At 57.1% G+C, this 18,971-nt stretch carries 21 protein-coding genes; 17 read left to right on the top strand and 4 right to left on the bottom strand.

Annotated elements, in window-relative coordinates; translation table 11 throughout:
* The first annotated feature begins 2 nt into the window (after positions 1-2).
* Positions 3-1,019 (top strand): hypothetical protein, encoded by a 1,017-nt coding sequence (locus P5706_RS21240; protein ID WP_285681568.1) that lies wholly within the window; start codon positions 3-5, stop codon positions 1,017-1,019.
* Between the two features lie 54 nt (positions 1,020-1,073).
* On the opposite strand, the gene P5706_RS21235 is transcribed toward P5706_RS21240, so the two are convergent.
* Complete coding sequence (locus tag P5706_RS21235; protein ID WP_285681566.1) at positions 1,074-1,247, bottom strand: hypothetical protein; 174 nt, start codon at positions 1,245-1,247, stop codon at positions 1,074-1,076.
* Between the two features lie 63 nt (positions 1,248-1,310).
* On the opposite strand from P5706_RS21235, the gene P5706_RS21230 reads away from it, so the two are divergent.
* The 14 genes from P5706_RS21230 to P5706_RS21165 all read left to right on the top strand — a co-directional run bounded on the left by P5706_RS21230 (position 1,311) and on the right by P5706_RS21165 (position 15,685).
* Positions 1,311-1,856, top strand: coding sequence for a hypothetical protein (locus P5706_RS21230; protein ID WP_285681564.1), 546 nt, complete (start codon positions 1,311-1,313; stop codon positions 1,854-1,856).
* Between the two features lie 40 nt (positions 1,857-1,896).
* On the top strand, positions 1,897-2,289 hold the full coding sequence (locus P5706_RS21225) for a protein singed (protein ID WP_285681561.1): 393 nt from the start codon (positions 1,897-1,899) through the stop codon (positions 2,287-2,289).
* A gap of 3 nt (positions 2,290-2,292) precedes the next feature.
* Positions 2,293-2,652 carry a hypothetical protein gene (locus P5706_RS21220; RefSeq protein WP_285681559.1) on the top strand — a complete coding sequence of 120 codons (360 nt, stop codon included), beginning with the start codon at positions 2,293-2,295 and terminating at the stop codon, positions 2,650-2,652.
* Complete coding sequence (locus tag P5706_RS21215; protein WP_285681557.1) at positions 2,652-3,221, top strand: HK97 gp10 family phage protein; 570 nt, start codon at positions 2,652-2,654, stop codon at positions 3,219-3,221. Before P5706_RS21220 ends, P5706_RS21215 begins: the two co-directional genes overlap by 1 nt.
* Positions 3,218-3,613 carry a phage tail terminator-like protein gene (locus P5706_RS21210; protein WP_285681555.1) on the top strand — a complete coding sequence of 132 codons (396 nt, stop codon included), beginning with the start codon at positions 3,218-3,220 and terminating at the stop codon, positions 3,611-3,613. Before P5706_RS21215 ends, P5706_RS21210 begins: the two co-directional genes overlap by 4 nt.
* Before the next feature lie 65 nt (positions 3,614-3,678).
* Positions 3,679-4,842, top strand: coding sequence for a phage tail tube protein (locus P5706_RS21205; RefSeq protein ID WP_285681553.1), 1,164 nt, complete (start codon positions 3,679-3,681; stop codon positions 4,840-4,842).
* Positions 4,843-4,921: 79 nt separating this feature from the next.
* On the top strand, positions 4,922-5,335 hold the full coding sequence (locus P5706_RS21200; protein WP_285681551.1) for a phage-derived protein YdaY family protein: 414 nt from the start codon (positions 4,922-4,924) through the stop codon (positions 5,333-5,335).
* A 71-nt stretch (positions 5,336-5,406) separates the two neighbouring features.
* Positions 5,407-5,646, top strand: coding sequence for a hypothetical protein (locus P5706_RS21195; RefSeq protein ID WP_047711305.1), 240 nt, complete (start codon positions 5,407-5,409; stop codon positions 5,644-5,646).
* 35 nt (positions 5,647-5,681) lie between these two features.
* Complete coding sequence (locus tag P5706_RS21190; protein WP_285681547.1) at positions 5,682-8,873, top strand: phage tail length tape measure family protein; 3,192 nt, start codon at positions 5,682-5,684, stop codon at positions 8,871-8,873.
* Positions 8,870-9,322 carry a hypothetical protein gene (locus P5706_RS21185; RefSeq protein ID WP_285681545.1) on the top strand — a complete coding sequence of 151 codons (453 nt, stop codon included), beginning with the start codon at positions 8,870-8,872 and terminating at the stop codon, positions 9,320-9,322. The genes P5706_RS21190 and P5706_RS21185 overlap by 4 nt, the downstream gene beginning before the upstream one ends.
* Complete coding sequence (locus tag P5706_RS21180) at positions 9,319-9,801, top strand: DUF1833 family protein (RefSeq protein ID WP_285681543.1); 483 nt, start codon at positions 9,319-9,321, stop codon at positions 9,799-9,801. The genes P5706_RS21185 and P5706_RS21180 overlap by 4 nt, the downstream gene beginning before the upstream one ends.
* Positions 9,801-10,181 (top strand): nitrite transporter, encoded by a 381-nt coding sequence (locus P5706_RS21175; RefSeq protein WP_285681541.1) that lies wholly within the window; start codon positions 9,801-9,803, stop codon positions 10,179-10,181. The genes P5706_RS21180 and P5706_RS21175 overlap by 1 nt, the downstream gene beginning before the upstream one ends.
* Entirely contained in the window at positions 10,178-13,189 is a 3,012-nt protein-coding gene (locus tag P5706_RS21170; RefSeq protein ID WP_285681539.1) for a host specificity factor TipJ family phage tail protein, read from the top strand. The genes P5706_RS21175 and P5706_RS21170 overlap by 4 nt, the downstream gene beginning before the upstream one ends.
* Before the next feature lie 57 nt (positions 13,190-13,246).
* Positions 13,247-15,685 carry an SGNH/GDSL hydrolase family protein gene (locus tag P5706_RS21165; RefSeq protein ID WP_285681537.1) on the top strand — a complete coding sequence of 813 codons (2,439 nt, stop codon included), beginning with the start codon at positions 13,247-13,249 and terminating at the stop codon, positions 15,683-15,685.
* 45 nt (positions 15,686-15,730) lie between these two features.
* Here P5706_RS21165 and P5706_RS21160 read toward each other — a convergent pair whose 3' ends face one another.
* Both P5706_RS21160 and P5706_RS21155 read right to left on the bottom strand, forming a co-directional pair.
* Positions 15,731-16,210 carry a hypothetical protein gene (locus tag P5706_RS21160; protein WP_285681535.1) on the bottom strand — a complete coding sequence of 160 codons (480 nt, stop codon included), beginning with the start codon at positions 16,208-16,210 and terminating at the stop codon, positions 15,731-15,733.
* A 2-nt stretch (positions 16,211-16,212) separates the two neighbouring features.
* Positions 16,213-17,436, bottom strand: coding sequence for an acyltransferase family protein (locus P5706_RS21155; RefSeq protein ID WP_285681533.1), 1,224 nt, complete (start codon positions 17,434-17,436; stop codon positions 16,213-16,215).
* A gap of 89 nt (positions 17,437-17,525) precedes the next feature.
* Here P5706_RS21155 and P5706_RS21150 point away from each other — a divergent pair, with 89 nt between their 5' ends.
* Together P5706_RS21150 and P5706_RS21145 are read left to right on the top strand one after the other, a co-directional pair.
* Complete coding sequence (locus P5706_RS21150) at positions 17,526-18,059, top strand: glycoside hydrolase family 19 protein (RefSeq protein ID WP_285681531.1); 534 nt, start codon at positions 17,526-17,528, stop codon at positions 18,057-18,059.
* The gene (locus P5706_RS21145; RefSeq protein ID WP_285681529.1) at positions 18,056-18,583 is read left to right on the top strand and encodes a lysis system i-spanin subunit Rz; all 528 of its coding nucleotides are present in this window, start codon (positions 18,056-18,058) and stop codon (positions 18,581-18,583) included. Before P5706_RS21150 ends, P5706_RS21145 begins: the two co-directional genes overlap by 4 nt.
* Here the strand turns inward: P5706_RS21145 and P5706_RS21140 are convergent.
* Complete coding sequence (locus P5706_RS21140; RefSeq protein WP_285681528.1) at positions 18,564-18,926, bottom strand: hypothetical protein; 363 nt, start codon at positions 18,924-18,926, stop codon at positions 18,564-18,566. The two genes, P5706_RS21145 and P5706_RS21140, sit on opposite strands and share 20 nt — an antisense overlap.
* Positions 18,927-18,971: the final 45 nt, after the last annotated feature.

Below are 18,971 nucleotides of genomic sequence, written 5' to 3'. Positions count from 1 at the left end.
CAATGCCTACCATTCTCTCCGATGTCGTCTTCCGCGACGAACTGCGCGACTACATCAGCGTAAACACCGTCGAGCGCACCGCGTTCTTCGAGTCGGGCATCCTGACCACCAACTCGGACATGACCCAGTTGCTGGCCAGCCCATCCAACACCTTCACCATTCCGTGGTGGGTTGACCTGGATGCGTCCATCGAGTCGAACTACTCGAACGACGTGTACACCGATATCGCAGTGCCGCTGTCCGTGCACACCGCCAGCATGCAGGCTCGCGCCGCCTACCTCAACGAAGGCTGGAACGCTATGAACTTGGTGAAGAACATCACCAAGCAGGACCCGCTGGAGTTTGTAGCAGGTCGCCTGATCTCCTACTGGCAGCGAGTGGCACAGCGCCGCACCATCGCAACCACGATCGGCATCTACAACGACAACGTTGCCAGCAACGGCAGCGACATGGTGGTAGACGCGGGCGGCACCATCAACGCAGCGGCCATCATCCGCGCCAAGGCGACCATGGGTGACTACTCCGGTCAGTTGGGCGGTCTGAGCGTTATTGCAATGCACTCGGCCGTTCAGGCTGAACTGCAGATCCTCAACCTGATCGACTTCACCCCGCTGGCTGACCAGATCCCAGAGTTTGGTCGCTTCCAGGGCATGCGCGTTGTGGTCGACGACTCCATGCCGGTGATCACTGGCACGCCGAACAAGTACCTGTCCGTTATCTTCGGCCCAGGCGCTATCGGTTATGCCGAGCAGCAACCAGAAGGCGAAGACGGCCTGGAATACGAGCGCGCACCGGATCGCGGCAATGGTGGTGGTGCTGAAACCCTGTGGACCCGTCGCAACTTTGTTGTGCATCCGCTGGGCTACAGCTTCCTGTCGGCGACCATCACCGGCACGCCGACCACCACTCGCCCTATCTCGGCGAACTGGGCGGACCTGGCGCTGGCAACCAACTGGGAGCGCAAGTTCGCTCGCAAGCAGGTTCCGCTGGCGTTCATCACTTCCACCGTATCGGCTTAACGGGGGCTCCATGCCATCACCACGGGATAACTTGCGCTTTACGCTCAAGAAGCTTTACGACTGGCTCGATGCCAATGTGGGCGCCGCTGCGGTGGCGTGGCCGGCCATCACTGGGAAGCCTACAACTTTCCCGCCGACCGTCGGCACCACCGCTGTCACCGCGACGGCTGGCAACGACGCCAGGCTGACCACGGCCATCAAGGGCGCGACCATTGCTGGTAACGTCATCACTTTCACTCGTGTCGATAACACGACATTTACGCTTACCGTTCCTGGGGCGTAGGAGAAAACATGACTATCCAAAAAGACAACCACATTGACCCTAATCTGAAGGCCCGCTGGGGATTTTCTGGAGCGCCTGGCAATGTCACCGTGGGTGCCGAGACTGTCGGTGAAACCGGTGGTGTTGAGCACGCACTCTCGCGAGTCGAAGGGGGTGCCGCCCACAACAATGGTGGCGGCGCTGAAGCGACTCGCCAGGCGCTCGAACTCGACGCCGTGAACCTTCTCGCCGCCGGCCTGGAATCGGGCGTACTGAATCCGGTTGAAGGTGATGGCGCTGCCGCACGGCTTCATGCAGCCCTGAGTGGCATTCAGGAAAGCAATCAGCGACTGGCCCAAAGCCGCGATGAGGCGGTCGATAAAGCCGCCCAACTGCAAAAACAGGTCGACGACCTGCTGGCTCAGGCCGAGAAAGATCGACTGGTCGCTGCGTCCGATCCGCTCGCCGAATTGACCGCCGCCCAACTCAAGGAGCAGCTGGACGCCAAGGGCATCACCTACAAGTCGGGCGATCTGAAGTCTGAACTGCTGGCACTGCTGAAAGCAGCTCAGTAACACCCGGGGCTTCTGCCCCACTCATTCAAGCGGAGGCCGGATGGCTACCTACATCACCGTGGCGGACGTTGACGCCATCCTCGGCACCAACTGGGCGCCAGATGACAAGAAAGCCCGCGCAGTGTTGCAGGCGAATGCCTATCTGACCTCCCTGAACCTCGTTGGCGTCGATATGAACGACATCCCTGATGAGGTTAAGCAGGCAGGCGCCGAACTGGCGTCAGTCGCTGCCCAGGGCAAGCTGTACCAGCAGCAGACCGAGGGGTCTCTTGAGGCCAAGACGGTCAAGGCCGGATCGGTCAGCACCAGCAAGACGTTTGCCTCGCTGGACAGTAGCAAGATCATTGCCCAGCCCGGCGACGTGCAGTTCGCGCTGGCGATGCTTTCTCCCTGGCGCTCAAGCCCGTTTTCTTTCCGCGTAGACAGGGGGTGACCCATGGGCCTTCGCGAAGATATCCAGAAGGACTTGGCCGAGGCGTTCGACACTGACCTGGCTGATGCTGTGCAGCCATTCGCCGGCGGCGTGACGCTGCCCGGCACCTGGGACCCCGTTACAGAGGCTGCTGGCCCGCCAGTGGTCATTGCTTACACCGGCCGAGGCGTTTTCGACGCCTTCAAGGTGGACAGGGTGGACGGCGTAAACATCCGCGCCACCGACCAACTGCTGATCGCGCTGACCAACGAAACAATCGGGGGCACGCCGGACATCGGCCACAAGATCAACGATTTCGACGTGATCAACGTGCAGACTGACCCGGCGATCGCTCACTACGAGATCCAGCTGAGGAAAGTCTGATGGCAACGACTGGATGGAGTACCAACCTCACCGACTTCGTGGATAAAGCCTCAGAAGACATCAGCCAGATGGCCAGGGTAATTGCCCAGGCCATGCTGCAGGAAGTGGTGGTTCGGTCACCTGTTGGCAGGCCTGACCTGTGGCAGGCAAACATCCAGCGCAAGGCGAAGAATGTCTCGCTGGCAGACGCTTATGACGCCAATGTCGATGCGCGCAATGCGTCAAAAGCAGGTAAAAAGTTCAAGAAGCTCACGCAGCGGGAAAGGAAGGAAAATTTCTACGTTGATGATCGAGCCACTGGCAAGGGCTACATTGGCGGGACATTCCGGGGCAGCCACATCGTTTCCATTGGGGCGCCAGATTTCACCGTGACGGATCGCGTCGACGCAGACGGAACTGCAACTATTTCGGATGGCACAAGCGCCATCCAGTCGGCCGGGCTGTTCCCGGTTATCTATATCCAGACCAACCTGCCGTATGCAGAGGCGCTGGAGAATGGGCATTCGACCCAGGCCCCCAGTGGCGTATACGGACTGGCCTTTATCGGCGTGAGCGAGGCCTACAAATGACCTACGAGCAAATCAGGGCGGCGCTCACTGCGCGGATGGCCGCTTTCACCGGCATTGACCAAGCGCGGATTGACTACCCCAACCAGCCGACCGTATTCACGCCACCAGCCGCCGGTCTTTGGTGCCGCTTCAACTTGCAGTACGCCACCGCCTTCATGGCTGGCATGGCCGACAAGCCCTACACGCGCAAGCCCGGACAAGTCAGCATCCAGTGCTTCGCTCGCCTCAATACCGGCACAAAGGCCATCAACGAACTGGCCGACGCGCTCGAAGCGCACTTCGCCTACTGGTTGTCCGGCGGCCTCGAATGCATGGAGGCCAGCCAGGTTGTAGCCGGTGAGTTCGAAGGCTTCTACCAGATCAACGTGAACATCCGGTTCCGCGCCGGCTGAGCCAGGCAACACCATCCACCCGCATTGAGCGGGTTTTTTTATGCCCGCAGATAGGAGACTCACCCATGAGTTCCGGCGCAAAAGTCGTTTCGCACATCATCAAGGAGGTGACGCCCGGCGTTACCCCCACCGGCACCTGGGACACGCTGCGCCTGACCGGCAACGCATTGACCCCAACCGTTAACACCGCAGTCAGTGACGAGATCACCGATTCCCGTATCAGCCAGGGCTCGGTGGCCACAAGCACCGACATCGGCGGCGACCTGACTGCTGAATTCTCGTTCGGCTCGTTCGATCAGCTGTTGGAAGCCGCTTTCTACGGCGCCTGGACCGGCGACGTGCTGTCTGTGGGCGATACGCGCAATACCTTCAGCATCGCCAAGGGCTACAGCGATGTTGGCGTGTACAGCGTGTTCAAGGGCGCCCACGTATCCACGTTTGCCCTCGACATTCCGTCCGACGGCAAGGTGACGGCCACCTTCAACATGGCGTGCCTGGATTACGCTGACAGCGATACGCCGATTGTGGTGTCGCCCAATGCACCAACCACCACGCCGTTCCTGTCGAACAACAACGTCGGCACCATCTCGATAGACGGCGAGTCACTCGAAGGCGTGGCCTGCGTATCGGCCATGACCATCAGCCTGGACAACAGCCTTCAAGCCCAGCGCTGCATCGGCAACACCAAGCTTGGCCCGGGCGCGCAGATCGCTACAGAGGCGGCCATCACCGGCACCATCACGCTGGCCTGGTCCAAGCGCGCCTGGGAGATTTGGAAGAAGACCTTCACCCGGCTGCCAATCTCCGTGGTGTTCCCGATCACCGACGCACTGGGCAACAAGTACACCTTCAACTTCCCTGCGGTGGAAGTGGACGGGGAACTGCCGAGCGGCGGCAAGCGTGACCTGATCGAAGTGACGCTGAACTACACCGTCGCCAAGATCAGCCCGACCATCACCCGACTGGCATCGCCGACCGCGGTTACTGGCGTGACCGTCGCGCCGGGCACCGCCTCGATTGCTGTCGCGGCCACCCGCCAGTTGACGGCGACCGTCGCACCGGCTGGAGCGAATCAGGCTGTGACCTGGACCAGTGCAACCCCATCGGTTGCCACCGTCAACAGTTCAGGTCTGGTCACGGGCGTTGCCACTGGCACATCCGTCATCACCGCCACCAGCGTTGCGGACGGCACCAAAACCAGCACGTCGACCATCACGGTCACCGCGTAAGACGATTCCCCCTTTGGCTGCCCAGGCTCTAACGCCTGCCTGGGTGGCCTTTTTTATGGCGCGGCGTTGAGGATTTAACATGGCTCTTACACTGAGAAAGAAGGCCCCGGTCACCAATCTGCGCTGGGCCAAGTTCGACGAAGAAACCAAGATTCAGCTGGGCGGCATCGATAACCCGGAATACCTGGTTGCCCTTGAACGAGTCCGCCGGCGCATCCAGCGCAACGACGCGACCTTCGCTCAAGACGAAATTGGAGTGGTTGCTGGCGAGATGACTGAGCACCAGAGCCATTGCGCTCTCCTGGCACAGTTCATCGTGAAGGACTGGGACGGTGTGCAGGACGATCAAGGGAACCCGCTCAAGTTTGATGTTGGCGTCTGCACCGAACTGCTCGAAGCCAATATCGACTTTTTCCTGTTCGTTTTGCAGGAAGGCAGCAAGTCCACGATCGAGGCCGGGGCAGAACTGGCTGAAACCGTGGAAAAGCAGTAACCCGGTTCGAGTGGGAAAGGGAGTGGGGCGGCCAGGCCGACAAGCGTCGGGCCATCTATGAGCGCCTGCGCATGGAAATTCCCGAAGAGCCGCCGACCGACCCCATCACCAAGCACCTGCTCGCCACGTTCTTCGGCGTCTGCCGGGGCCGCCGCTTTATCACAACCATGGTGGGAGCCTTCCCGCTGCCGCTGTCTGCCCGCGAAATCTCCGACTGGCTCGATGCTCACCCATCCCCCCTGGATCGTCGGGAGGTGGATGAGGTGATGTTTGCGCTGGATGTGATTTGCCTGAGCGAAGAAGACGACTGATCCGCCGCCCTGCGGCAATTTTGCCCGGAGGCAACATGACTCAAACTTCACGTCTGGTCCTTGAGATCGACAGCCGCGACGCTGAGCAGAAGGCGGCAGACGTCCGCAAGGCTCTTGAAGCGCTGGAGTCGGCTGGGATACCCACGCAAAACTCAATGAAGAAGGCCGCTTCCGGCATTGATGACGTCGGCAAGAGCTCTTCAAAAACTGTCGGCTCAGTTGATGATCTGTCTGAAAGCACCAGCAAGGCTGGCGCGTCAAGCAAGAAGGCCGGTGAATCGTATGCCGAAGCCCGCGCGCGAATTGAGGCGATAGCCAAGTCGTCTCTCGACGCCAGCACTTACCTGAACTCGCTGTCCACCAGCACGGTGAAGGCCGGCGGGTCTTTCGACGAAGCAGCCGGAAAAGCCAAGAGTCTTGCGGATCTGGCAAAGCGCCTTCGCGAAGAGTCTGACGCGAATGTCGGCTCCAATTCAAAACAGGCAGATTCCGTTAAGAAAACTTCTTCAGCGATGGGGACCTATTCCGAAGAACTGGAAAAGCTCCTTGCAAAACTGGACCCAGTTCGCGCTAAGCAACTCGACCTAGTCAATCAGCAGAAGCAACTGGCGGCGGCGTTCAAGAAGGGCGACCTCGACGAAGCTGGTTACAAGCGCTTCTCTGCGATCATTGGCGATAACGCCTCAGCGCTGAATAATTTCAGCACTGCAACCAAGGGCTCACAGCGAGACGTTGCGCAGCTTTTGAATGCGCTAAAGTCGGGTGATTGGGCTGGTGTGACTCGCAATTTCCAGCAGATCAGCGTGAGCGCTGGCGGCACTGGAAATGCCTTGAAAATGCTTGGAGGAATGGCGTCCGCTGTACTAAATCCAGTTGCGCTAGGTGCTGCCGCGCTTGCAGGGCTTGGATTTGCATTTTACGACGCGGAGAAGCAGGTAAGTGCTTTTAACCAGGCTCTCTTCTCGGGCGCCGCGAACTCTGGCCAAACTGTATCGTCGCTTGCAGCTATTGCGAAGTCGGCAGCAGCCTTAAGCGGAAGTATCTCATCAGCAAACGATGCCGTGATATCACTTGCAGGGAGCAGCAAGCTTAGCAAGGCACAGTTTGTTGATCTGGCGCAGGCAGCATCGGCCATTTCCGCCTACACCGGAAAGGGTTCGGCAGAAGTGGCTAAGGATCTCGCAAGTGTTGGAGACAGCGCTACAAAAGCGGCCGAGAAAATCAGTTCCCAATACGGGCTATTAACAAGCGCTCAATACGAAGTAATTGCTGCGCTTGATCGCCAGGGTAAGAAGCAAGAAGCACTTGATGTTCTGAGCTCCTCCCTAAATGAGAATGCCCAGCATAGGCTTGAAAAATATAGAGAATCTCTTTCTCAGGTCCAGAGAGACTGGATTGCGATCGGTACCGCGATAAGCAATGCATACAGCAAGGTAAAGTCGGAGCTTTTTCCTGACCTACAGAAAGAGGCTGACCTCATTGAGCGAGTACTCAAGACTCGCAAGGATGGTGGAATCCTCGGATCGCTGTCCACGGGTCTGGGAAAGGCGAGCACAGCGTTTGACTCAGCCCTGGGCATCAAGGACACGGACTCGACTGAAGCGCTTGAGAAAAAGCTTGCTCTGATAAAAGAACGTTTGGCTGTATCACAACAGTCTGCTACGGCAGACGGTGCTGCTGGTCAGGCGGAGCAATCAAGGATCGCAGCGCTAAGCAAGTGGGATGAACTCCACAAGAAAAACTTGTTTGATCAAGCGAAGCTTGAGGACGACATCAAGGAGGCAAAAAAGCTAGGCCTTGAAGCCGGTAAGTCGCAGGCCGATATCGACAAAGAAGTCGCCAACATTCAGGCCAAGTTCGATAAGAGCCAAGCCAAACCGAAAGCCTACACCGAAGACGCAGGCATGAAGATGCTGGACGCGGCGCGCCAAACTCAGGCCGTGCTGCTCCAGCAGAACGCTTCGCTGAACGCCCAGGGCATCGCCACCGAGAAGGTCGGTGTCCAGGCTCAGGCATTGATCAAGTGGGAGCAGCAACTCGCCGACATCAAAGGCAAGAAGACGCTCACCGCCGATCAAAAGTCGCTGCTGGCCAGCCAGGACCTGATCACCGCCCAGCTCAAGAAGAACGTTGCGCTTGAGCGTGAAGCGGAGATCAGCAAAGGCATCCAGCAGGCGCAGAAGGATCAGGTGCAGCTGCTTACGCTCACCGGGCAACTCCGCGAAGCCAACAGCCTGAAGTCATCCTTGGATGATGCCGCGCAAATGGCCGAGTACGAGCGCCAGGGCAACGTCGAGGCCGCCAAGCGGCTTGAGACGATGATCAAGATCCGCGACATAAACCTGAAGGCTGCACAGAAGCCAGGGACTGTTGAGGGTGTCACTCAGGCACCAACGGCCCCCGGCCTCGACGCATCTGTTGGCGGGCCGGTCAGTGAGATCGACCGGCTCGACGAGGCGGCGAAGAAGCTGGAGGTCTGGCGCGCAACCGAGCTTGAAAAGCAGGCTGCATACCTCGACCTGAAGGCAATCAACGAAGAGACCTACGCCGCGCGCGTGGCGAACATCGATCAACAGGCCACGCAAAACCGCCAAAAGATCGAAGAGGCCAAGAACCAGGCTTTGCTGGTGGGCGCTTCCGATTTCTTCGGCAACATGGCCAGCCTCAGCCAGTCCGGAAACAAGAAGCTCGCCGCGATCGGCAAGGCGGCGGCAATCATCCAGGCCACCATGGACGGCTATCTTGCCGTGCAGAAGGCTCTGTCTGCATTTCCTCCGCCTTTCAACTTCGCAGCAGCCGCCGCCGTCGGCGTGGCCACTGCTGCCAACGTGGCGAACATTGCAGGCATTGGCTTCTCCGCAGGTGGCTACACCGGCTCGGGCGGGGTTAACGAGGCCGCTGGCACGGTGCACAAGGGGGAAGTGGTGTGGAGCCAGAAGGACATCCAGCGCTACGGTGGCGTGGCGGCAGTTGAGGCGCTGCGCAAAGGCAACGTCTCGCCAATCCGCCCGGGCGCCAAAGGCACAGGCCCTGATGCAAGCCGCTCGCAGGTGGGTGCGGCACCAGTCGTCAACGTGATCGAAGACGCCAGCAAGGCCGGCCAAAGCCAGTCGCACGAAGTTGATGGGCGCTGGGTCATTGATCAGTTCGTTGCAAACATCAATGACAACGGAAAGGGCGCTAAAGCCATTCAGCAGATGTTCGGCATGGGAAGGGCTGCACGATGATCCAATATCCAGCTGGGCTGCCGTATCCGTTGCGAGACGGCTACGGCTTCAGTCCTGTCAGCCCCCTCAAGTCAACCGCCATGCAGACCGGGCGCACGCGGTACCGAAGGAAATATTCCTCGGTGCCAACGGACGTCAAAGCAACCTGGAACATGAGCGATCAGGAGGCTCAGGCCTTTGAGGCATGGTTCGAAGAAGTCCTGATCTCTGGCTCGCAGTGGTTTGAGGTGGAGCTCAGAACACCTCAGGGCTTGCTCCCTTACAAGGCCCACTTCAAGGACATCTACGAAGGGCCAATACTTTTTGGCGTCGATCGCTTCATGTTCACCGCGACGCTGCAGTTGTGGGAGCGACCAATTCTCACCGGCGGCTGGGCCATTTACGCGCCTGAATATCTGCTGAACATGAACTTGATCGACCTGGCTGTGAACAAGGATTGGCCATCATGACGAGCCCACTACTCAATCGTCTTTATTCGAGCGGCGGCACGGAAATTATTCACCCGACACTGGAGATTACCGACGGGTCTGCTCGACATTTCCTAACCAACGGTTATGAGGACTTAGAGGTTTATCTCGAAAACGGAGTTCCGGCCCGATTTATCGCTTGCAGCATATCGGTAGCTTTGCCAAAGCGCGGAAGTGATGGAAAGCAAGATCTGAAGTTTGCTTTGTGCAATATCGACGGCAGCGTTTCTGGCTTTCTACGTGCGGCGCTGAAGGACAGGCGAGAGATAAATATGGTGTACAGGGAGTACGTCAGTACCGACTTTGCCTACCCATCTAAAATCCTTCGCTACAGCGTCAAAAGTGGCTCAGCAACGGCAACCGAGGCTCAGATCGTGGCGGGCTACTTCAACCTGCTCGAAACTCTCTGGCTTCGCTACAACTACACCGGCACCCTTTTCCCTGGCATGCGGTACCAATAATGATCGATCACGACAAATACCTCGCGGGCCGGTACCTCGAGGGCGGGAGAGTATGGCCGTTTGTTGACTGCTATGGGCTGGTCTTAGAGGTCCGTCGTGACCTCGGCCTGCCGGATTGGCCGGAGTGGGCGGACATCCGCGCCGGCGACGGTTCAATGGTCGAGGTGGCTGGCAAGTGGTTCCCAACGCTCACGCCGTGCGAGCCTGAAGAGGGTGCGCTGATTGCGCTTTACCAGGGCAGCGAGATGCGTCACGTAGGCGTCGTGGTTCGCTGCGGCGCATCGCTTGAGGCAATGGAGATCACTCCAAAGCAACGCACAATCTGCCTGCCTTTGCACAGGCTCAAGCGCCGCTTCGTGCGGGTGGAGTATTACAAGTGATCAATATTTATCCATCCTCCCCTAAGCTGTTTCCAGATTGTCTCCCACTCGAAACCCACCAGATCCACCAGCCTATCACCGTGGTGGAATGGCTATATGCCAATGTTCAGGGTTTTAGCTTGAGTGAGCATCATCCAATTTGCATTGAGGTCGATGGCATAGCCATTGATTCAAGTTTCTGGTGGGAAACGGATATAAAGGAAAGTAGCGAAGTCAGGATATTCCCAGTGGCTGGTCTTGTCGGTGGGGCGATCGGGTACATTGCAATTGCCCTGGCTGCAATTTCGATTGTCATGATCCTAACGATGCCCAAGGCTGCCAATGCAAAGCAGCAGCAGGGCGACAATCTTGATGCCGCTACGGCAACAGGCAACCACGCAAAGCTAAACTCGCCCATTCGTGAAGTGTTGGGTATGGCAAAGGTCTATCCAGACCTGCTGGTGCCGCCCGTATCGCGCTTCGTAAACAAGAGGACGATGGTGACAACCCTGGCCATGTCCGTTGGCCGAGGGCGGAATTCTATTCCCCCAAGCACGCTTAAGGTTGGCGACACGCCATTCGCGGCGTTTGGTTCCGACCTGAATTACAAAATTTACGAGCCGGGCGCATCACTTTTTGGGGATTCGCGCGCCAGAAACTGGTATCCGGTAACTGAGGTCGGCGGCACGAATGCCGGCACTGCCGGGCTTGACCTTTCCAGTACCGCGCCCTCGGAGTCGGCAGCGTTGGCAGATTCAATGCTGATCAGCGGCAATACCGTTTCGCTGCTGGGTAATAGCCCTAGCTTCCCTGATGCGTGGGACACCGGCACCGTCGTTCGACTGGTCACGCCTGACACATTCACGGTAACGACCGCAGGCGCGTACAGTCGAATCGCCGGCGCCTTGTCCGACCTTGCACCGTTCGTAGGCATGAAGGTGACGCTGGGCAGCGATTCGGAGATCGATTTGACGGTGGCAAGCGTGACTCCTTATGTCGCGCCAATCCCAGGAGTTGGTGGATCTCCGTCTATGGTTACAGGCAGCGCGTCGCCGTCCGGCTACGACTTCACTTCGGGCGCAGTGGTGTGGTCTGTGACCTTCCAGGGCGTCACCAAGACCATATCCCTGAACACCAACTATGTGAACATGAGCGGGCTTGTATCGACGATCACGTCCCAGTTGTCGGGCACCGGTCTTGTGGCGCAAGACAGTTCCGGCCGACTTCGCCTGATTGAGCCGCTCAGTCCTTATAAAGGCGGCACGATCTCGCAAACCAGTGCGCCGGTACCGATTTTTGGCACCGGGCCGACTTATACCGTCGGTACTGCCTCTACCGGTGGCACGCCGGAACAGCTTGCGAGCGTCACGCTGAGCTTTGACAACGGCACGCCTTTCTCTGGTGTCGCTGCCGGCCAGCAACGGCTTTCCCTTGCCTACCGAGGCTACAGGTATCAGATCGTATCGGTCTCAGGCCTAACCGCCACGGTTAAACGACTCACTGACGCGGGCGTGGTCGACAATACCTGGGCTGGATTCACCGCCAGAACCCTGCTCGATTTCTCGTTGTCGGGTAGCGGCGGGGCCGGTAACTGGATCGGCTCCTTCATGGGCTGCCCAGAATACGAACTGGCAACACAGGCTGAATACGATGTCTTCCTGAGCCAGGGACTCTGCTACTACAGCAAGTCCGGCAATATAAAAATGCTCACCAAGTCCATCGAGGTACGGTGGAGGGATTCAGCCGTAGGCGGTGCGTGGACGACGATCACCCACACATATACCGACGCAACCCCAGACCAGATCGGATTCACCCATGGGGTGGTGTTCCCTTACCCGCTGCGCCCTGAGTTTCAAATGCGACGGGTTCAGCCGGTAGAGGGCGGCCAGGTGCGTGACGCGATCCAATGGTACGGTCTGCGCACGCTGTTACCTGATCCAGGCTCTTACGAGGGGATCACTGTCATCACCATGGATATCCGTGGTGGTGACCGCCTCAGCGCCCAGTCTGAACGGCAGATCAACTGTGTCCCCACGCGTATCTACGACAATGCTCCGGCGCGCTCCATCAAAGGGGCAGCGCTGCACGTTTGTCAGGGGCTCGGGATCGATGAATCGCTGATCGACATGGACGCGCTAAATGCGGTGGACCAGGACTACTGGACGCCGCGCAGCGAGCTCTACGACATGTCACATGAGAAGCCTGCGGCGGTCAGGGAGGTCTTGCAGGGCATTTTCACCGCCGGTATGTCGCACCTTTCCAGCGGCAATGGATTGCTCAGCGTCAAGCGCGAAGGCCTACAGCCGCCGCGCGGGGTTATCACTCCGCACGAAATGACCAGCGAACTGACGTCCAGCTTTACGGCGCCAAGCCCTGACGACTTCGACGGGGTGGACGTTGAGTACGTCGACCAATACACCAACCGTAAGGAAACGGTGAAATGTCGGTTAGAAGGAAGCCTTGGGCTCAAGGTGGACAAGATCCAACTCGATGGAGTATCGGACAGGACGCGCGCCTGGCGCATCGGTATGAGGCAGTTACGCAAATATCAGTTCTCGCGCTGGGGCTACAGCGTTGACACCGAGATGGACGCTTTGGTGTTTGACGATATCGACCACATCACTCTGGCCGATGACATCCCGAACACAACCAGCAGCGCGCTCATCACCGATGTGGAAGCGTTTGAAGGCCAGTACCTACTCACGCTTAGCGAAGAGATGGATTGGTCGATGGCCGCGCCGCGTGCCGTTATCCGGCGGCACGACGGCACAGTCACGAGCCTTTTTGAACCGAAGGATGCTGGCTTTCACCAGGTGCTGGTGCCACTCACTGCAATCGACTTCGATATCGTCACCGACCTGAGCATTGAGCCCGCAAGGTTCCTGTTCGGCCCAAGCGAGCAAGTCGGCTACCCGGCGATGATCACCGAGATAACCCCGAATCAGGACGGGTCCTGCGCCGTCACCGCGACCGAATATTCGCCTGTATTTTACGCAGACGATGACAACTATCCGCCCGCTGCGGCGTGAACATTAAAACCTTTCAATGCCCGCCACTGAGCGGGCTTTTTTGCCTCGGGGAAAACCATGGCCTATAACACCGGAAATCCTGTAGAACCGAATGGTTCCTCCGACCCGCGCGACCTCAAAGATAACGCGCAAATCATCGACAAGCTGGTGAATGGCTCAGAGCTCACCTGGGCAGGGAGAATTGGCAAGATCATCAAAACCTGGGCGGGGATGGAAAAAGATTTCTCCGACCTGCTGCTACGCTCAGGGTTTGAGTCCGTCTACTTGCAATATGGCGCAGGCGTTGTGGTAAATCGCGCCACTCAACTGGTTCAGCGCAACGGCGAACTTTTTCGGGTAACCGATCAGGCCGTCCTGCCGCTTTCGCTCACCGGCACCTGGGCAACGGACGCCCCGAAACTCACAGCTGTAGGGGATGCATCCGTGAGGGCAGCGCTTCTTACGGCTGCAGGCGCATCCATGGTTGGCGAAAAGAAGTCAACGCCAAGCGCCGTACTTCAGACTCAGCACGACATTAACGCGCAGACAGTTTTATTCAGTGATTATGGCGGTAAGGACGACTGGAACGGAACTTCAGGAACCAATAACTTTGGCCCCCTGAACAGCATTCGTGCGGATTTCACTGGAACCACTACCGTTTGGTTTAAAAAGTCAGTCGGTGGCACCGGCGTGTTCATGATCAATGGCACCATCGGCGATGCTGATATGTCCCGATTCACATTCAAATTCGACGAGGGCGTGAGCTTTCACCTAATTGGCACAAGCTCCCCGCTAATGGGAAAAGGATTAAAGTTCGACAAGCCAGTTTCCATGCGAATGAGCCTCGATGGCTTCACGCGCCGTTTCAGCAGTCAGAGCTACGGCCCTCTGGCAGGAAAGCCGGTTAAAATGAGCGCCAATGACGGCGAGAGCCCGATCACCGAGCGCATCATAACTTCTACTGCTTTGCAGATGTCCTTCCAGAGCATCAGTTTGACGGACGGGTCAAAGACCTCCACAACCGCCAACACTGACGGCAACATTGCAAGCTTTTCCAGTATGACTGCGAGCACCTACGTGGTTGCATCCTCGCCCATCCGGCCCGGTCAAGAAGTGCACGCGCAGGTTACGTCGACCGGCTTTACAGCGGGGCAGATCAATTCCGTGGCGTATATCGAAACCGAGGGGGGCTGGGTGATGTTCGCCCAAAACGGTTCAGGAGGGACTTTCACTCGTTACGTATACCTGAAGGGCTTCCCTATCCAGACAGTATCCCTTGGCGATCCGTTTTCGGATGCCCCAGCTTACAAAATGGCCGCGTCCGAAATTGGCATCAAGGTGCACGGCCCGCGTTCGTTCTCCCTGCTTTTGAACCATGTCGAGATTTTCCGAATGGATCCGGACAACCTCACATCCGACATCTTGCGCGCTGGCTGGGGTGCTGGTGGAAACTCTACCGCAGGCACTGCTTATGTTTCATATCCCTATCGGGTCCGCGCAAAGCGCAGTTACGGTGTTGCCCCGCGACGAGTCGTAATCCTGGGCGACTCGACAGCTGATTTCAACAACTCCTTTTCATTTGTAAACCACTTTGAGCGCGCTGTCGCGGGCATTGGCGGGATCCAAATCAAGACTATGATAAATTTGGCCGTTGCTGGTCAGACTACATTGCAGCAACGTGACATCCTTAACCAGACAGATATTCAAGCATTGGGTGGCGCGGACATCTGCCTTATTGCTACCGGCATCAATGATCAGGGTGGTAACGTTCTGCCAGCCGATTACATCCAGGCAATCATTGATATCAACGCTCGCTGCCAGTTCTTCGGGATGATCCCAATTTTTGCACTTCACTCGATGTACTACAGTCGTGCGAGTGCTGCGCCTTTTGGGCAGATAGGGCTTGATTCCGCATATGAAGACCGAGGTGCTCCTTACCGGACTCAGCTGGTTCGCAAACTTTCCGAGCTGGGTCTACAGTCGAACTTCTTCACCATTGAAGATATGGGTGCAATCCTCCCCTCGTCTCTTGCGAGCCCACGCTTGAACCCAGTTCTAGATGACAACGTTCATTTTTCCAACTTTGGTAGTGAGCAGGTTGGTATGGGGTGGGCCAAGGCTGTTGCTGGTTTATATTTTGCCAGAGTTCGAAAGGACATTGATTTCCGCTCAATCAATCGCGATTGGACGCCTGCCGCGCAACAATCGACTTACGGCAACCTGGCAAATTCTGCGTTCGGTATTCGCGGGGACCAGTTTTACATGGGCAATGATTTCAACGTACCTGCCAGTCCACCCCTGGGCACCGTTCTTTTCAAATTGCCGACGTGCTACGCGCCGCAGCAGCAAATATTCGCTTGGTGTGCTGGAGCGCCTTCCGGAACCCCTGGGAGCTTGAGCTACAGCCTGCAGGTTCTTCTAAGAGTTGACCCTGACGGCTCAGTATACACTCAGGCACCCGTAGCCAATCTGGTCTACATCAACATGAGCGCGCTACAGTGGGCACTCAAAAGTTAGTCAAAAAAAAGGCCCGCCAACCGGCGGGCCTATTCGAGCTGTTAGTCAATAAACGCCGTGATAAGCTAGGGTCTGGAATAGTGCGCGGTGACCGTCCCAGTCAGACTGACCTTCAGTAACCGCGATCAACTGGCCTGGCGTGACGTATGCAGCAATCCCCATGGTTACTGATTTATCGAATTCCTCGCGAGAAATAGGAATGGAGCATTCCAATGTCGTGTCGCCCTTGCAGTATTTCGCCAGAGGGAAGTCACCGACATTTGAATAAATCTTTTTGCTAGAGTCATTCAGGTGAACAGCAAAGCTCAGGCCTTTCTCTGCGCCTGGCTTGATAGTCAGTATCGCTACCTTGTGCTTGTCCTCTGCGTCAGACGACTCAAATTTAATCTGAGAAATGGTTGTGCCGTCTGCAAAAACTGCACGGCCATCGACAACCCTCGGTTTTTCAATGCTTGCCATCGAGTAAATCATGATGGTTGCAATTGCTGCCACTGCAATAGCTGGAATTGGCCAATACTTTTTCATTTTTAAATCCTGTTTAGATGAATCATTGCAACAGCAATTACAATTAGAGATGCGCTTACTATAGCTACAGGTTTGTAGCTAGCCTTGAAGTTTTCGATGTGTGATTTATGGCGACGATCCCATGCGTTCATGATCAGGTGTCTGCATGGATCTTCGACGCCTTTGTAAAGCAAAGCAGATGATATCAATGCGACAGCCCAGAAAACTGCATAACCTGTCAGTCCGTAAAGCTTGATCGCTTCAGCATGAGGCTCAATAAACGTAATGATAATTGCGTGTACCAAATACAGAGAAAAGCTTATCTCACCCAAGAAAACCAACGGCTTGGTAGAAAGAATAGCGCCGATTGGTCCCTTGCTCAGAGCAAAAACCAAGATCAAAAGACCCCACAGCAACCATATTCCTTCACGCTGAAAGTAGTATCCGGCAGCAGTTCCGAATGTGTCGGCGATGCGACCAGGGTTTCCTGCTAGCAACATGCCTGCGACAACCAGTGCAAGCGCCATAAGCTCAAGGTAAAACCATCCCAGCTTGCTGGTTTTGAAGTCATGAACCAGTGGCGTCATGAAAACCTTAGCCAGGAAAATGCCGAACATGAACTCAAATACACGAACAAGTGGGTTGAAGTAAATCGTGCCCAGCAAACTAACACCGTTAAATGAGTCTGCCGATTTAAGCTCTAGTGAGTTACCTGCCCAGATAAAGCCAATAACTACCAGCGTTGCAGCGAAAAACATTTTCGCCCAATGCTTGCTCCACAGCCCAATAAAAACCGGGAACAGAAGGTAGAAGAACATCTCGTTAGATATACTCCAAGCTACTCCGTTGAATGATAAGGCCCATAGCTTAAGTGGTATCCATGACTGAACGAGCGTTAGGTTAGCTAAAAGCCTTTCCATGCCAACTACGCCGCCGAAATAAGTATACCTGTCAAAGTGGAATATTAGTCCTATCCATATTAAGCAGGTCACGAAGTGTAGAGGCCATACGCGGGCGAAGCGCGCAACCAAAAACCTCGCGATTGAGCCGTCCTTTGAGAAGCCACGGTAGTTATAAGCAAGAATAAAACCGCTTAAAACAAAAAAGAATGATACCCCCTGACCAAGTGGAGCGGCTTCTGCTAATCCGAAAGAACCAAATATAGGGTGGGCATGCGTCAGAACTATCATCGCTGCCGCAAAAAAGCGGAGAGATGTCAGCGCATCCAGTTGTCGTTTTTCAATCACGATTCATTCCTGAATTCAAGGGGCGCGTATCGTAACCCGCCCGAGTACCGCCCGCCACTGCGCGGGCTTTTTTGTGCCTGGAGAAAAGCATGCCGATCACTGAGCAGCAGTTGCTGCAGATCCTCCCGAACGCCGGCCGCAACGCTGGCGTTTTTGTTTCTGCGCTGAATACGGCCATGGGCCGCTATGGCATTGTCGGTACGCCGCGCGTGTCTGCGTTCATCGCCCAGGTCGGGCATGAGTCGGGACAGTTGCGTTACGTGCGCGAGATCTGGGGGCCGACGGCGCAGCAACTCGGCTATGAAGGCCGTGCCGACCTGGGCAACACCGTAAAGGGGGATGGCTCCAAGTTCCGTGGCCGTGGCCTGATCCAGATCACCGGCCGGGCGAACTATGCTGCGTGCGGCGAGGCGCTGGGCCTGGACCTGATCAACCAACCTGAACTGCTCGAGCAGCCACAGCACGCCGCAATGTCGGCGGCGTGGTTCTGGTCCACGCGTGGGCTGAACACGCTGGCAGACCAGAAGGAATTCGCGAAGATCACCAAGCGCATCAATGGCGGACTCACCGGCCAGGCCGATCGACAGGCGCTGTACGACAGGGCGCTGAAGGTGCTGGCATGACGCCGGTGCAAAAGCTGGGTGGGCTTGTGTTGCTGGTCCTGGTGCTGATGGCGGGCGCCGCCGGAGTTGCCTGGGAGGTGCAGGACTGGCGCATGGGCAAGAGGCTCGCCGAGCAGCTGTCAGAGCAATCCGCCAGTCACCAGAAAGACCTGGACGCAATCACGGGCGAGGCTTGGGGTCAGCAGCGGGCCGAGCAGGACAAGCGCCTGGCCGCCGAGCAGAGAGCGAGCGCAGCCGACCAACAACACACAAAGGAATTATCCGATGCCCAGCGTAACCAGGCTCGCCTGCGTGACCAGCTTGCTACTGCTGATGTCCGGCTGTCAGTCCTCCTTGCCGAGGACCCAGCCAGTGGCTGCAACGTGCCTGCCGCCCCCGGCGCCGCCAGCGTGGTTCATGCAGCCCGTCGAGCCCAACTTGACCCAGCGCATGCTCAAAGAATTATCGCCATCACCGACGACGGGGATAATGCCGTAATCGCTTTGCGGGCGTGCCAGGCGTATGTCAGGGCTGTGGCCCCCTAAGCACGCTCAGTTCCAGCAAGAGCCGCTGATTCTCCCTGAACAGGTCATCCCGCTGGCCGGCAACCGAATCGAGCGCACGGACCTTGCCGTCCAATTCCCACGTTTCATGATTCAGTCGCGCAATGTTGTCGAGTGCCTTCTTGAGTTCTGCCTCGGCTGAGGCCTTGCCGGTGGCCAGCAGGTCGCACATCTGCACCAGTCCGGCAATGTTGCGGCGCGCCTCGGTCAGCCGCTTCTGGGTCGCGGTCAGCTCGTCCTCGAGCAGTGCGCACTGGTGCTGGTACATTTCCAGGGGCGTAGGGCATCCAAGCCACTCGCAGGTGTCTTTGTCGATTGGGCGCATGGTGGGTAAACTCAAATACTGTATGTGCGTACAGTAATCGAGGTT

Source organism: Pseudomonas sp. ChxA (assembly GCF_030263855.1).
Taxonomy (GTDB): Bacteria; Pseudomonadota; Gammaproteobacteria; order Pseudomonadales; family Pseudomonadaceae; genus Aquipseudomonas; species Aquipseudomonas fluorescens_CB.
Note: the sequence above shows the minus strand (reverse complement) of the source record. Positions and strands in the feature narration are given on the sequence as shown.

Bases quoted from the DNA above. Each gene is read 5' to 3' on its own strand.
- P5706_RS21240 (WP_285681568.1), top strand. From the start codon at position 3: ATGCCTACCATTCTCTCCGATGTCGTCTTCCGCGACGAACTGCGCGAC.
- P5706_RS21235 (WP_285681566.1), bottom strand. From the start codon at position 1,247: ATGACGTTACCAGCAATGGTCGCGCCCTTGATGGCCGTGGTCAGCCTG.
- P5706_RS21230 (WP_285681564.1), top strand. From the start codon at position 1,311: ATGACTATCCAAAAAGACAACCACATTGACCCTAATCTGAAGGCCCGC.
- P5706_RS21225 (WP_285681561.1), top strand. From the start codon at position 1,897: ATGGCTACCTACATCACCGTGGCGGACGTTGACGCCATCCTCGGCACC.
- P5706_RS21220 (WP_285681559.1), top strand. From the start codon at position 2,293: ATGGGCCTTCGCGAAGATATCCAGAAGGACTTGGCCGAGGCGTTCGAC.
- P5706_RS21215 (WP_285681557.1), top strand. From the start codon at position 2,652: ATGGCAACGACTGGATGGAGTACCAACCTCACCGACTTCGTGGATAAA.
- P5706_RS21210 (WP_285681555.1), top strand. From the start codon at position 3,218: ATGACCTACGAGCAAATCAGGGCGGCGCTCACTGCGCGGATGGCCGCT.
- P5706_RS21205 (WP_285681553.1), top strand. From the start codon at position 3,679: ATGAGTTCCGGCGCAAAAGTCGTTTCGCACATCATCAAGGAGGTGACG.
- P5706_RS21200 (WP_285681551.1), top strand. From the start codon at position 4,922: ATGGCTCTTACACTGAGAAAGAAGGCCCCGGTCACCAATCTGCGCTGG.
- P5706_RS21195 (WP_047711305.1), top strand. From the start codon at position 5,407: ATGGAAATTCCCGAAGAGCCGCCGACCGACCCCATCACCAAGCACCTG.
- P5706_RS21190 (WP_285681547.1), top strand. From the start codon at position 5,682: ATGACTCAAACTTCACGTCTGGTCCTTGAGATCGACAGCCGCGACGCT.
- P5706_RS21185 (WP_285681545.1), top strand. From the start codon at position 8,870: ATGATCCAATATCCAGCTGGGCTGCCGTATCCGTTGCGAGACGGCTAC.
- P5706_RS21180 (WP_285681543.1), top strand. From the start codon at position 9,319: ATGACGAGCCCACTACTCAATCGTCTTTATTCGAGCGGCGGCACGGAA.
- P5706_RS21175 (WP_285681541.1), top strand. From the start codon at position 9,801: ATGATCGATCACGACAAATACCTCGCGGGCCGGTACCTCGAGGGCGGG.
- P5706_RS21165 (WP_285681537.1), top strand. From the start codon at position 13,247: ATGGCCTATAACACCGGAAATCCTGTAGAACCGAATGGTTCCTCCGAC.
- P5706_RS21160 (WP_285681535.1), bottom strand. From the start codon at position 16,210: ATGAAAAAGTATTGGCCAATTCCAGCTATTGCAGTGGCAGCAATTGCA.
- P5706_RS21150 (WP_285681531.1), top strand. From the start codon at position 17,526: ATGCCGATCACTGAGCAGCAGTTGCTGCAGATCCTCCCGAACGCCGGC.
- P5706_RS21145 (WP_285681529.1), top strand. From the start codon at position 18,056: ATGACGCCGGTGCAAAAGCTGGGTGGGCTTGTGTTGCTGGTCCTGGTG.
- P5706_RS21140 (WP_285681528.1), bottom strand. From the start codon at position 18,926: ATGCGCCCAATCGACAAAGACACCTGCGAGTGGCTTGGATGCCCTACG.